This is a genomic window from Pseudomonas sp. MF08875 (assembly GCF_059862525.1).
This window is the reverse complement of the sequence record NZ_JCBCUW010000020.1, coordinates 34,196-47,104: the sequence shown is the minus strand read 5'-3', so window position 1 is coordinate 47,104 and position 12,909 is coordinate 34,196. Positions and strand designations below refer to the sequence as shown.

16 protein-coding genes are annotated in these 12,909 nt (G+C 63.8%); 7 read left to right on the top strand and 9 right to left on the bottom strand.

The window, feature by feature from the left end; genetic code table 11:
• Positions 1–2: 2 nt before the first annotated feature.
• Complete coding sequence (locus tag AC19YT_RS13850) at positions 3–179, top strand: hypothetical protein (protein ID WP_095107390.1); 177 nt, start codon at positions 3–5, stop codon at positions 177–179.
• Positions 180–241: 62 nt separating this feature from the next.
• Here AC19YT_RS13850 and arfB read toward each other — a convergent pair whose 3' ends face one another.
• The 8 genes from arfB to AC19YT_RS13810 form a co-directional block, all read right to left on the bottom strand.
• Positions 242–655 carry an alternative ribosome rescue aminoacyl-tRNA hydrolase ArfB gene (gene arfB, locus AC19YT_RS13845; RefSeq protein ID WP_500610461.1) on the bottom strand — a complete coding sequence of 138 codons (414 nt, stop codon included), beginning with the start codon at positions 653–655 and terminating at the stop codon, positions 242–244.
• A 172-nt stretch (positions 656–827) separates the two neighbouring features.
• On the bottom strand, positions 828–2,249 hold the full coding sequence (locus tag AC19YT_RS13840) for an amino acid permease (protein WP_095107388.1): 1,422 nt from the start codon (positions 2,247–2,249) through the stop codon (positions 828–830).
• A gap of 875 nt (positions 2,250–3,124) precedes the next feature.
• Positions 3,125–4,327 (bottom strand): 23S rRNA pseudouridine(2605) synthase RluB, encoded by a 1,203-nt coding sequence (rluB, locus tag AC19YT_RS13835; RefSeq protein ID WP_095107387.1) that lies wholly within the window; start codon positions 4,325–4,327, stop codon positions 3,125–3,127.
• Positions 4,328–4,469: 142 nt separating this feature from the next.
• Entirely contained in the window at positions 4,470–4,661 is a 192-nt protein-coding gene (locus AC19YT_RS13830) for a DUF1289 domain-containing protein (RefSeq protein WP_500596952.1), read from the bottom strand.
• 7 nt (positions 4,662–4,668) lie between these two features.
• Positions 4,669–5,619: an SMC-Scp complex subunit ScpB gene (gene scpB, locus AC19YT_RS13825; RefSeq protein WP_500610460.1), complete on the bottom strand. Its 951-nt coding sequence runs from the start codon at positions 5,617–5,619 to the stop codon at positions 4,669–4,671.
• 12 nt (positions 5,620–5,631) lie between these two features.
• Positions 5,632–6,450: a segregation and condensation protein A gene (locus AC19YT_RS13820; protein WP_095107384.1), complete on the bottom strand. Its 819-nt coding sequence runs from the start codon at positions 6,448–6,450 to the stop codon at positions 5,632–5,634.
• Positions 6,451–7,080: an L-threonylcarbamoyladenylate synthase gene (locus tag AC19YT_RS13815; RefSeq protein WP_095107383.1), complete on the bottom strand. Its 630-nt coding sequence runs from the start codon at positions 7,078–7,080 to the stop codon at positions 6,451–6,453.
• Between the two features lie 13 nt (positions 7,081–7,093).
• Positions 7,094–7,957, bottom strand: a complete 864-nt coding sequence (locus AC19YT_RS13810; RefSeq protein ID WP_500610459.1) for a PHP domain-containing protein — start codon at positions 7,955–7,957, stop codon at positions 7,094–7,096.
• A gap of 87 nt (positions 7,958–8,044) precedes the next feature.
• On the opposite strand from AC19YT_RS13810, the gene AC19YT_RS13805 reads away from it, so the two are divergent.
• From AC19YT_RS13805 to AC19YT_RS13780, 6 genes are all read left to right on the top strand, one after another.
• Positions 8,045–8,641 (top strand): septation protein A, encoded by a 597-nt coding sequence (locus AC19YT_RS13805; protein ID WP_095107381.1) that lies wholly within the window; start codon positions 8,045–8,047, stop codon positions 8,639–8,641.
• Position 8,642: 1 nt separating this feature from the next.
• Positions 8,643–8,942: a YciI family protein gene (locus AC19YT_RS13800; protein ID WP_095107380.1), complete on the top strand. Its 300-nt coding sequence runs from the start codon at positions 8,643–8,645 to the stop codon at positions 8,940–8,942.
• A 109-nt stretch (positions 8,943–9,051) separates the two neighbouring features.
• A complete protein-coding gene (locus AC19YT_RS13795) occupies positions 9,052–9,462 on the top strand; it encodes an SH3 domain-containing protein (RefSeq protein WP_500596948.1) in 411 nt (136 codons plus the stop codon).
• Between the two features lie 7 nt (positions 9,463–9,469).
• Positions 9,470–10,147: a response regulator transcription factor gene (locus AC19YT_RS13790; RefSeq protein WP_500610458.1), complete on the top strand. Its 678-nt coding sequence runs from the start codon at positions 9,470–9,472 to the stop codon at positions 10,145–10,147.
• A gap of 180 nt (positions 10,148–10,327) precedes the next feature.
• Positions 10,328–10,765 carry an LTXXQ domain protein gene (locus tag AC19YT_RS13785; RefSeq protein ID WP_500610457.1) on the top strand — a complete coding sequence of 146 codons (438 nt, stop codon included), beginning with the start codon at positions 10,328–10,330 and terminating at the stop codon, positions 10,763–10,765.
• A 105-nt stretch (positions 10,766–10,870) separates the two neighbouring features.
• Positions 10,871–12,214, top strand: coding sequence for a sensor histidine kinase (locus AC19YT_RS13780; RefSeq protein WP_500596944.1), 1,344 nt, complete (start codon positions 10,871–10,873; stop codon positions 12,212–12,214).
• A gap of 119 nt (positions 12,215–12,333) precedes the next feature.
• Here the strand turns inward: AC19YT_RS13780 and AC19YT_RS13775 are convergent, their stop codons facing one another.
• Positions 12,334–12,906, bottom strand: coding sequence for a nitroreductase family protein (locus AC19YT_RS13775; protein ID WP_500610456.1), 573 nt, complete (start codon positions 12,904–12,906; stop codon positions 12,334–12,336).
• Positions 12,907–12,909: the final 3 nt, after the last annotated feature.

Below are 12,909 nucleotides of genomic sequence, written 5' to 3'. Positions count from 1 at the left end.
CCATGACCGATACCTTCAGCGACACCCAGGCCAGCCAATTGATCGACACCGCCCAACAAATGGTCGAGATCTGGAGCCGCCTCAGCACAGAAAAACAAACCGCCCTGCTCCAGCGCTTCGGCACCCCGGAAAACGCCCTGGCCGCCCTCATCGCCACCCGTCTCCTCGCGCCTTTGTAGGCGTTGTAGACGCCCGAAAAAACACTGCCTCCCTGTAGCAAGCCAGGGCTGCGCGCCGATGGCTAAAAATCCACCTTGCCGCGCCCGGCCTTGATGCTGCCGCGTTTGGTCTTGGATTCCAGCCGACGCTTTTTCGAGCCCAGGGTGGGCTTGGTCGGGCGGCGTTTCTTTTCCACCTTGGTGGCGCTGTGGATCAACTCCACCAACCGTTCCAGGGCATCGGCGCGGTTCTGATCCTGGGTGCGGTACTGCTGGGCCTTGAGAATCAGTACGCCATCACTGGTGATACGGCTGTCACGCAGCGCCAGCAGGCGCTCCTTGTAGAACTCGGGCAAGGACGACGCCGGGATATCAAAGCGCAGGTGCACGGCGCTGGAGACCTTATTGACGTTCTGCCCTCCCGCGCCCTGGGCGCGAATGGCCGTCAACTCGATCTCGGCATCCGGCAGATGCACGTTGTTGGAAATCACCAGCATGGAAGAGGGTCCGGGTGAAGGGTGCACAGGATAGCGCGAGCCGCAGGTAAAACGAATGCGGGAGCGGACCCACCGGCGATGGCGGCCTGCCAGCCAACCTTGAGGTTGACTGGAGGTCCGTTATCGCCAGCAAGCCCGCTCCCACAGGGGTTTGCCGGGAGGTGTGGGGCCGTTACTTCATGGCCGGCACCGCCGCATCCAGCGCAAGGCGTGCGCTGCGCTTGTTCTTGATCCAATAGCAGACACCCATGAACACCACCCACACCGGGATCGCGTAGACGGAAATCTGGATACCCGGGATCAGCAGCATCACGCCCAGGATGAACACCACGAACGCCAGGCACACGTAGTTGCCGTAGGGGTACCACAGGGCCTTGAACAGCGGCGTCTGCGCGGTGCGGTTCATGTGCTGGCGGAACTTGAAGTGCGAGTAGCTAATCATCGCCCAGTTGATGACCAGGGTGGCCACCACCAAGGACATCAGCAACTCCAGGGCATGCTGCGGGATCAGGTAGTTGAGCAGCACCGCCACGAAGGTCACCGCGGCCGAGGCCAGGATCGAACGCACCGGTACGCCGCGCTTGTCGATCTTGGCCAGGGCACGGGGGGCATCGCCCTGCTCGGCCATGCCCAAGAGCATGCGGCTGTTGCAATAGGTGCCGCTGTTGTACACCGACAAGGCTGCGGTCAAGACCACGAAGTTGAGGATGTGCGCCGCGGTGTTGCTGCCCAGCATCGAGAACACCTGCACGAACGGGCTGCCGCTGTAGGCATCGCCGGAGGCATTGAGGGTCGCCAGCAGGCTATCCCATGGGGTCAGGGACAGCAGCACCACCAGGGCCCCGATGTAGAAAATCAGGATGCGGTAGATGACCTGGTTGATGGCCTTGGGGATCACGGTTTTGGGCTGGTCCGCCTCGGCAGCGGTGAAGCCGAGCATTTCCAGGCCGCCGAAGGAGAACATGATGATCGCCATGGCCATCACCAGGCCACTGACGCCATTGGGAAAGAACCCGCCGTGCTCCCACAGGTTGCTGACCGACGCCTGCGGGCCGCCGCTGCCGCTGACCAGCAGGTAGCTGCCCAGGGCGATCATGCCGACGATGGCCACCACCTTGATGATGGCGAACCAGAACTCCGCCTCGCCGAACACTTTGACGTTGGCCAGGTTGATGGCGTTAATCATCAGGAAGAACACCGCCGCCGAGGCCCAGGTCGGGATCTCCGGCCACCAGTAGTGCACGTACTTGCCGACCGCGGTCAGCTCCGACATGCCCACCAGGATGTAGAGAATCCAGCAGTTCCAGCCCGACAGGAAGCCGGCGAAACCGCCCCAGTACTTATGGGCGAAGTGGCTGAACGAGCCGGCCACCGGCTCCTCGACGATCATTTCGCCCAGTTGGCGCATTATCATGAACGCGATGAAACCGCAGATCGCGTAGCCCAGGATCATCGAAGGGCCGGCCGATTTCAGCACGCCCGCCGAGCCCAGGAACAAGCCTGTACCAATCGCGCCACCGAGGGCGATCAGTTGAATATGACGATTTTTCAGGCCGCGTTTCAGTTCGCCTGAAGGGGCATTTTGTCCACTCATGGAAAGAGTCTCACGCAAGGTTTGATGAGGATCGCTTCACGTCGCCGCTGACAGAGAAGCGACTCAAACCCCAGCGCAGGCACCAGGAATCCAACGTTTTTCTAACGGTCATACGTCACCTGTTTGTTTTTATCTGTGACGAAATCGAACCCGTCACGCTTGTGGCGCGGCGGAGTTACCAAGGCGGGTAGCCTGAGTTTTGGCGAAAACGCAGAGGGTCACAGCTAAAACGCGGCGCATTGTACACCTGTAACCCCCTGTTGCCAGGCCTCGCTAAATCAGCGCGGCCCTTGCCGGGATTGCCTGTGGGCGCCACGACAGCCTCGGGCACCTGCAAAAACGCAGTCAGGCCCTTGCGAGCCGGGGACGGGAGCCACGCACGAGCGGCCCCACGGGGAGAGAGGAAATGGATACACGGCGTTCATTGCGCCTCCTTCTTGTTATATGCCTACACACCAGGCTTGGCGCGCATCAGACCGGGGAAGGCCCGGTGAAACAAGCACGCCCGAGCGGCGCGGAACTTTACTGAAGGTCATATCTGGCAGCTTTTGCTTACAGCTGCGCGCAAATGCCGCAGCGACCTGGCAGCGCGGGGAGCTTCGTCAAGCAGCCTTTACGGGGCGTCACGATAACTTTCCATCGCCCACACCCGTGGGAGCGAGCCTGCTCGCGATGGCGCCAGTTCGGCCAATATCACTGCCGGGTATACCAGCGCCAACGTCGGATCGCCGCCCGGACCCAGCCCACAAAGGGGAAGTGCTCCACCGGAGAACATATCTGGCTGGCAAAAGCCATTGCGCCAGCCCAAAAAAAAACGCCAACCCAAAGGTTGGCGCTCTCTCTTGCCGCTTGCCGCTAAACCCTAGCCGCTGCCCTCAAGGCTTCTTACGCCCAAACCCCGGGCGCTGGCCGGAGCCTGCCGGTGCGCCGCGGCGCTTGCCGGACGGTGCGTCGCGGTCGACCAGGGCAATGCCCGGGCGCTTGGCACCTGGCTTGGCCGGGCGTTTGGTGTCGGCGGGACGATCGGCCACCGGCGTGCCGCGCCCGGTTGCCGGGGCACCGCGGCCCTTGGCTGGGCGTGGTGCGCGTTCGCCGTCCTGGCGTGGCGCGGGCTTGCGGGCCGGCCGCTCGCCTTCGATCTGCGGCTCGCGGCTTGGGCGTGGCCCAGTCGCCGGCGTTCCGGCCACCGGGCGCAGCGTGCGCACACGCTCGCTCTTGCCCACCGGGCGGGACGACTTACGCTGCATCCGCTCAAGCTTGTCTTTGCTCTTGGCGTTCATCTGCGGCATGGCCACGGGGGTCAGGCCCACTTCGGCGGCGAGGATGTCCACCTCGTACTGGCTCATTTCGCGCCAGCGGCCCATCGGCAGGTCGGAGTTGAGGAACACCGGGCCGAAACGCACGCGCTTGAGGCGGCTGACCACCAGGCCCTGGGATTCCCACAGGCGCCGCACTTCACGGTTGCGGCCTTCCATCACCACGCAGTGGTACCAGTGGTTGAAGCCTTCGCCACCCGGCGCTTGCTTGATGTCGGTGAACTTGGCCGGGCCGTCTTCGAGCACCACGCCCGCCTTCAGGCGTTCGATCATCTCGTCGTCGACTTCACCACGCACACGCACCGCGTACTCACGGTCCATCTCATAGGAGGGGTGCATCAGGCGGTTGGCCAGCTCACCGTCGGTGGTGAACATCAACAGGCCCGTGGTGTTGATGTCGAGGCGACCGATGTTGATCCAGCGGCCTTCTTTAGGGCGCGGCATCTTGTCGAACACCGTCGGGCGGCCTTCCGGATCGTCGCGGGTGCAGATCTCGCCATCGGGCTTGTTGTACATGATGACGCGGCGCACTGACTCGGCCGCCTCTTCGCGCTTGATGACTTTGCCGTCGATGGTGATGGCGTCGTGCATGTCAACGCGCAGCCCCAGGGTGGCGTCTTTGCCGTTGACCTTGATGCGGCCGTGGCTGATCCAGGCTTCGACGTCGCGGCGCGAACCGACGCCGATACGGGCCAATACCTTCTGCAGTTTTTCGCCTGCGGGGCCGATTTCCTGGTCGTCTTTCTGGTCGTTGATACTCATCTGGGCACCTCCCGGTGTGGTCTGTTCAGGCCTGGCCTGAAGCGTTGGAATCTGGTCGTCTGGCGAAGGGATCGCCAAAGGGTCGCGAATCATACGCCCATGCAGGCCTATGCGCATCACAGACTAGTGGATAAGCGCCGGCTTATTTGCTTTTCCGCCGGCCGGTGGCCTTGAGGGCCAGCAGACGCAGCGCGGCGTCGGCGAGGATCGCGCGTTTGCCGGCCTTGTCGAGTTTCTTCCAGGCCTTGATTTCCCGCTTGCTACGCCCGCAGCCCACGCAGATATCGTCGCTGAACTTGCAGACGCTGATGCACGGGTCTTTGGTTGAGGTCATGGGGGGGTCATTCGTCGTCGAACTGGCGTCGTTCGTTTTCGATAGCTTCGGCCAGCGCCAAGGCTTCGGCTTCTTCGTCGCTCAGCTGGGGTTTGGGTTGCTCCAGGGCGGCGACGGCGGCCAGGAGTTGTTCCCGGGCCTGAGCCACGCCCAGCACGTCGTCTTCCTGCGCCTGTGGCGTTTGGGCCGGGGCCGGACGTTCAACTTCAGCCACGTCCACCTCGGCCTGCGCCTCGCCCGCGCCATCGCGCAGCAAGTCGTCGAAATCGGTCTTGATCCCCTCTTCCATCGAGTCCAGTTCCAGCAGCAGGGTGTGGAAACTGGTTTCGTCCTTGGGCTCGTCCGCCTCGGCGCTGGCGTCGGCCAAGGCCTGCAGGGCCTGGGGCACAGGGGCGTCGTCGAAGTCCAGGACCGGCTCGGGCTCCAACTCGCGCAGCTCGGCCAGGGGCGGCAGGTCGTCGAGGTTCTTCAGGTTGAAGTGGTCGAGAAAGCCCTTGGTGGTGGCGAACATCGCCGGTTTACCGGGCACGTCGCGGTAGCCGACGATGCGGATCCACTCGCGCTCCAGCAAGGTCTTGACGATGTGGCTGTTGACCGCCACGCCGCGCACGTCCTCGATTTCGCCCCGGGTGATCGGCTGGCGATAAGCGATCAGCGCCATGGTTTCCAGCATCGCCCGCGAGTAACGCTGCGGCCGCTCTTCCCACAAGCGGCCGACCCAGGGCGAGAATTTCTCGCGGATCTGCAAGCGATAGCCCGAGGCCACCTCTTTAAGCTCGAAGGCACGCCCCTCGCAGGACTTGGCCAGCAGGGTCAGGGCTTTCTTGAATACCGGCGGCTCGGGCCGTTCGCCCTCTTCAAACAGCTCGAACAGGCGTTCCAGGGATTGGGGTTTTCCCGAGGCCAGCAGAAAGGCTTCAAGCAGGGGCGCCAGCTCGCGGGGTTCGTTCAGGTTCATGGATTTGGCTCGTTATTCGGCTCGCGCCCGCACATGGATGGGTGCAAAGGCGTCATTCTGCACCAGCTCGACCAGGGATTCCTTGACCAGTTCAAGCACCGCCATAAAGGTCACCACCACACCCAGGCGCCCTTCCTCGGCGGTGAACAGCTCGACAAAGGGCACGAAACCGCCGCCCTTGAGGCGTTCGAGCACATCGCTCATGCGCTCGCGGGTGGACAGCGCCTCGCGGCTGACCTGGTGGCTTTCAAACATATCGCCACGGCGCAGCACTTCGGCCATGGACATCAGCAGCTCCTCCAGGCTGACGTCCGGCAGCAGCTTACGCGCCCGCGCCTCGGGTGCGTCGAGCTTGGGCACCACCACGTCGCGGCCGACCCGGCTGAGGCCATCGATGCCTTCGGCGGCGGCCTTGAAGCGCTCGTATTCCTGCAAGCGGCGGATCAGTTCGGCGCGGGGGTCGTCTTCCTCGGCCTCCACTTCGGCCGAGCGCGGCAGCAGCATGCGTGACTTGATCTCCGCCAGCATGGCGGCCATTACCAGGTACTCGGCGGCCAGTTCCAGGCGCACCGACTGCATCAGTTCGACATAGCCCATGTACTGGCGGGTGATTTCCGCCACGGGGATGTCGAGGATGTTGATGTTCTGCTTGCGGATCAGGTACAGCAGCAAGTCCAGTGGCCCCTCGAAGGCGTCGAGGAACACCTCCAGGGCATCGGGCGGGATGTACAGGTCCAGGGGCATTTCCAGAACAGCCTGGCCGTACACCATGGCGAACGGCAGTTCCTGCTGGGCGCCGGCCTGGCTATCGACAGTTTCCGCCGCCGACATCTAGGCCTCGACCAAAAACGGCGCCGGGTCGCCGCAACCGACGCGGATCACCTCGGGCTCGCCGTCGGCCAGGTTGATGACGGTAGAAGCCTTATTGCCGCCGAAACCGCCGTCGATAATCAGGTCGACCTGTTTTTCCAGGAGTTGGCGCATTTCGTAGGGGTCTTCCAGGGGCTCGGTCTCGCCGGGCAGGATCAGGGTCACGCTCATCAGCGGCTCACCCAGTTCCGCCAGCAGCGCCAGGGCAATGGGGTGGCTGGGCACGCGCAGGCCGATGGTGCGTTTTTTCGGGTGCAGCAACAGGCGCGGCACTTCCCGGGTGGCGTTGAGAATGAAGGTATAGGGCCCTGGCGTGTGAGCCTTGAGCAGGCGAAAGGTGCCGGTATCGATCTTGGCGAACAAGCCCAATTGCGACAGATCGCAGCAGATCAGCGCAAAGTTGTGCTTATCGTCCAATTGGCGCAAGCGCCGCACCCGCTCCACGGCGTTCTTGTCGCCGATCTGGCAGCCAATGGCGTAGGAAGAATCGGTTGGATAGATGACCACACCGCCCTTGCGGATGATCTCCACCGCCTGTTTTATCAGGCGCGCTTGCGGGTTTTCCGGATGAATCTGGAAAAATTGACTCACATTGTCTACCTGTTCAGACGGCGATAACGGCTGGCTCATGTTTGAAACGGGACCAAAGCAGTGGCAGATCGTCTGGCAGCGGACGGTACTCCCCAATCTCCGACCAGCCCCCAGGGCCATGGAAATCACTGCCGGCGCTGACCAGCAGGCCAAACTCGCGGGCCAGGATGGCCAGGCTGCCCACTTGTTCGGCAGGCTGATGGCCATTGACCACTTCGATCGCGTGGCCGCCCGCTTGAATATAGTCGCCAATCAACTTGCGGCGCTTGCTACGGGTGAAATCGTAATGCCAGGGGTGGGCCAGGCTGACCCAGGCGCCGGCGGCACGCAGGGTCGCGACGGTATCCTCCAGGGTCGGCCAGTGCTGCTTGACGTCCCCCAGCTTACCGGCGCCGAGCCACTTGCGGAACGCTTCGGCGCGATCCTTGACGAAACCTTCACGCACCATCCAGTCGGCGAAATGCGGGCGGGCCGGGGCATTGCCGCTGTCGCCCACTTCCTGCTGGATCGCGCGGGCGCCGTCGAGCGCACCGGGCATGCCCTTAAGCGCGAGCTTGCGGCTGATCTCTTCGGAACGCAGCCAGCGGCCGTCGTGCAACTGGGCAATGGCGTCCACCAGCGGCGGCGCATCGACGTCAAAGCCGTAGCCCAAAATGTGGATGGTGGCACCGCCCCAGGTGCACGACAGCTCAACGCCGTTGACCAGTTGCATGCCCAACGCCTGGGCCGCCACACGGGCCTCGTGCAGGCCTTCGAGGGTGTCGTGGTCGGTCAGGGCCAGCACTCGCACGCCTTTTTCAAAGGCACGCGCCACCAGAACTTCAGGCGCCAATGCGCCATCGGAGGCCGTGCTATGGCAGTGCAAATCAACATTCACGGGAGGGTTCAACCTTAAATTAGCCAGCGCTATCGCTGTCATGGATGTTTGTTATTATGCCGCCACATCCTGCTTCTGGCTGCCACTGTGAAACAATTCATCGACTTCATCCCGCTGCTCCTGTTTTTCATCGTCTACAAAATCGACCCACGGGTCGTCGATATCGCCGGCCATGAGCTGACGGTCGGTGGCATCTACAGCGCCACGGCCATGCTGATCGTCAGTTCCCTGGTGGTCTACGGCGCGCTGTTCATCTCCCAACGCAAACTGGAAAAAAGCCAATGGCTGACCCTGATCGCCTGCCTGGTGTTCGGGAGCCTGACCCTGGCCTTCCACAGCGAAACCTTCCTCAAATGGAAGGCGCCGGTGGTCAACTGGCTGTTCGCGCTGGCCTTTGCCGGCAGCCATTTCATCGGCGACCGCCTGCTTATCAAACGCATCATGGGCCACGCGCTGACCCTGCCGGAGCCAGTCTGGGTGCGCCTGAACCTGGCCTGGATCGCATTCTTCCTGTTCTGCGGCGCGGCCAACCTGTTCGTCGCGTTCACCTTCCAGAGCATCTGGGTCGATTTCAAGGTGTTCGGCAGCCTGGGCATGACCGTGCTGTTCCTGGTCGGCCAGGGCATCTACCTGTCGCGCCACCTGCATGACGCCGACCCCACCACGCCAAAAACCGAGGACTGACATGCTCTACGCCATCGTTGCCACCGACGTCGCCAACTCCCTGGAAAACCGCCTCGCTGCCCGCCCCGCCCACCTGGAACGGCTGCAACAGCTCAAGGCCGAAGGCCGCGTGGTACTGGCCGGGCCCAACCCGGCCGTGGACAGCAATGACCCCGGCGCCGCCGGGTTCACCGGCAGCCTGATCGTGGCCCAGTTCGATTCCCTGAGCGCGGCCCAGGCCTGGGCGGACGCCGACCCGTACATCAGCGCAGGCGTCTACGCCAGCGTTACGGTCAAACCGTTCAAGCAAGTGCTGCCGTAAAAAAACACTGGCCGATGAACCTTATGGGCTCATCGGCCTCTCAATCGCTCATTATTCTCGTTCCGCGGCCGACAACCTGCCCAACACTCGTTTGGAATCAGGAGTTCCGATGCGCTTAAGTCCGTTGTGTCTGCTGTTGGTCACGTTGTCGATCGGGGCTTACGCCCAAGCCGAACCCGGTACGGATGCGGGCAATTCAACGCCCCTGTCCCTGAGCGCCGGCGCCCAGATCACCGAGTTGCAGCAGCGTTTGAAAGAAAGCGAACGGCTGCGCGATGAGCTGAACATCCAACTGCAACGAGCCGATGGCGAGCGCGAAAGCGCCCAACTCGCCCGCCTGCGCCAAGAGAACCAGCGCCTGAAGCTGCAACTCAAAGAGTTGCAGGCCAATGCCGGCCCGCGCCTGCTGACCGATCAGCAGCAGTGGTTCGTCACGGGCGGCGGCGTAGCGCTGTTGGCGTTGCTGTGCGGTATCTTCGCCAGTGGCGGGCGTAGACAACGCCGACAATGGCTAAATTGAGTGAGTCATGAGCGACCTGTTACTGATTGACGATGACCAGGAGCTGTGCGAACTGCTGTCGAGCTGGCTCAGCCAGGAAGGCTTTGCGGTACGCGCCTGCCATGATGGCCTGAGCGCCCGCGCGGCATTGGCCGAGACCGCCCCGGCCGCCGTCGTGCTGGACGTGATGCTGCCCGACGGCAGCGGCCTGGAGTTGCTCAAGCAACTGCGCCACGACCACCCCGAGCTGCCGGTGCTGATGCTCTCGGCCCGCGGCGAACCCCTGGACCGCATCCTCGGCCTGGAACTGGGCGCCGACGACTACCTGGCCAAGCCCTGCGACCCCCGCGAACTTACCGCACGCCTGCGTGCCGTGCTGCGCCGCAGCCACCCCGCCGCCGTGTCCAGCCAGATGGAGTTGGGCGACCTATGCTTCAGCCCCGTGCGTGGCGTGGTCAACATCGACGCTCAGGAGTTCACCCTGACCCTCTCTGAAAGCCGTCTGCTCGAAGCCTTGCTCAAGCAACCGGGCGAACCGCTGGACAAACAGGAACTGGCGCAGATCGCCCTGGGCCGCAAACTGACCCTCTATGACCGCAGCCTGGACATGCACGTGAGCAACCTGCGCAAAAAAATCGGCCCCCACGCCGACGGCCGCCCGCGCATCGTCGCCCTGCGCAGCCGCGGCTACTATTACAGCCCTTGAGCGACAAGTTGGGAGCGGCAAGTAAAAGCATGACCTCTCCCTCTTTCAGCTTGAAGCTTGCCGCTTACCCCTTGCCCTCCTCTTTACCCTATCTTTACCTTGCCCTGACCGCCGCTGACCTTGATCTGCGTAATCTGCAGACATCCGGAACTGACCGGGAACGAGACAAGGAGATACACCATGCGCAAGACCCTGATCGCTCTGATGTTCGCCGCGGCCCTGCCCACCGTTGCCATGGCCATGCCTGAAGGCGCAGGCCCGATGACCGGCCATGACGGCCCGCGCCACGGCGGCCAGATGCACGGCAAAGGCCCCTACAGCGAACTGGACCTGAGCCGCGAACAGCGCCAGCAGATCGGCAAGTTGATGGGCGAGCAAATGCGCGAACGCAAGCAACTGGTCGACACCTACCTGGAAAAACTCCCGGCCGCCGAGCAAAAGGCCCTCAAGGACCAATTGGCCGCCACCCACCAGAAAACCGACACGGCGATTCGTGGCCTGCTCAAGCCTGAACAGCAGAAGCAGTTCGACGATATCCAGAAGAAGCAAACCGAGCGCCGCGCCGAATGGGCCCAGTTCAAGGCCTGGAAAGCTCAGCAAGCGCAAAAGGCGCAATAACCCGCCACCGGGTCGGCCAGCCACGTCGGCTGACCTCCCTGGCGACACAGCCCCCCAGAGCCCGATGGTCCCCGCCATCGGGCTTTCTCTGCTTGAGGACACCCCGTGCGATCACTGTTTTGGCGCATCCTTGCCAGCTTCTGGCTGGCTATTGCCCTGGTCGCAGGGTTATCCATCGCATTGGGGCACATGCTCAACCAGGACGCCTGGATTCTCAGCCGCCACCCGGGCCTGAGCACCCTGGCCCAGAAGTGGACCCAGGTTTACGAAACGCAGGGCGAGGACGCCGCCCAACGCCTGCTGGAAAACCGCAAGCGGCGCTATCGCATTGACGTTCAGGTACTCAACGAAAGCGGCGAGCCGGTGGTGCATGGCACTTTCCCGCGCCGCGCGGCGGCGTTCGAAGCCCGCCAGAATGACCACAACGACCGCAACCTACCCTGGCGGCGCCTGACCACCGAATACACCAGCCCCTCCACCGGCGACACCTACCTGCTGATCTACCGCATCGCCCACCCGGAACTCGACGCCTGGCATCGCGAAAGCCTGCTCTGGCCCCTCAGTGCCCTGGGGATTGCATTGGTGGTGCTGACGTTGTTCAGCCTGCTGGTGACCCTGTCCATCACCCGCCCCTTGAGCCGCTTGCGCGGCGCCGTGCATGACCTGGGCCAGACCACGTATCAGCAAAACAGCCTGGCGCGCCTGGCCAACCGGCGCGATGAATTCGGCGTGTTGGCCAACGACTTCAACCGCATGGGCGCACGCCTGCAAAGCCTGATCGGCAGCCAGCGCCAACTGCTGCGCGACGTATCCCATGAACTGCGCTCGCCCCTGGCACGGCTGCGCATCGCCCTGGCCCTAGCGGAGCGGGCCAGCCCCCAGGAGCGGGAAAAACTCTGGCCGCGCCTGACCCGCGAATGCGATCGCCTGGAAGCCTTAATCAGCGAAATCCTGGTTCTGGCGCGGGTCGATGCCGACAACGCCAGCGCCGAAGATATCGACCTCAGCGCCCTGCTCGCCACCCTGCAAAAAGAAGCGCAGTTCAACACCGTCGACGCCAACGTGCAGTTACAGGCGCCGTCGCCATTGCAGCTCAAGGGGTGGCCCACCATGATCGAGCGAGCTGTGGATAACTTGCTGCGCAACGCCCAGCGCTTCAACCCGGCCGGGCAACCGATCGAGATGAGCGCATGGCGCGAGGGCGAGAAAATCGTCATCAGTGTGCGCGATCACGGCCCAGGCGTGGCCGACGAGCACTTGAGCCAGTTGGGCGAGCCCTTCTACCGCGCGCCGGGGCAGACCGCGGCCGGCCATGGCCTGGGGCTGGCCATCGCACGCCGGGCGGCAGAGCGCCATGGCGGCAGCCTGGTCCTGGCCAACCACCCAGAGGGCGGCTTTGTCGCCAGCCTGGAACTGCCTCTCACACCCAAGGCCGCCGGCCAACCCTGAATGGGGCCTGCACTAAGCCCGGTGTAGGAGCGGGCCCGCCCGCGATGGGCCAGGCACAGCCACCGGCCCAACGACCGTCATCGCGAGCAGGCTCGCTCCCACGAAGGCTCCCAAGGGGTTCAGGTGTCGGAACGGCCCGACCAGGCACTGACGAATGGCGCGACGTCTACCTTGGGCGCCACACGCGGTTCGTTCTGCGGGGTGCCCAGGTACAGGAATGCGATCACTTCTTCCCCTTGCGCCAGGCCCAGGCCTTGGGCGACGTGGGGCGAGTAGCACAACTCGCCGGTACGCCACACCGCGCCAATGCCTTGGGCATAAGCCGCCAGCAGAATGCCATGGGCCGCGCAACCGGCCGCCAACAGTTGCTCGGCCTTAGGCACCTTGAAGTGCTCTTGCAGGCGCGCCACGACCACCACCACCAAAGGCGCGCGCAACGGGCCTTTGCGGGCCTTGTCCAGCACCGCTTCGGAGGCTTGGGGGTCGTTGAGCAACGCGGCCTGGGCCAGCAATTCGCCCATCTGCTCGCGGGCCGCGCCCTCGACGGTCAAAAAGCGCCACGGCCGCAATTGGCCGTGGTCCGGCGCCCGCAACGCCGCGGCAAACAGCACTTCGCGCTGGGCGGCGCTGGGCGCCGGGTCGAGCAGGCGCGGTACGGAAACACGGTTGAGCAAAGCGTCGAGAGCCTGCATCGG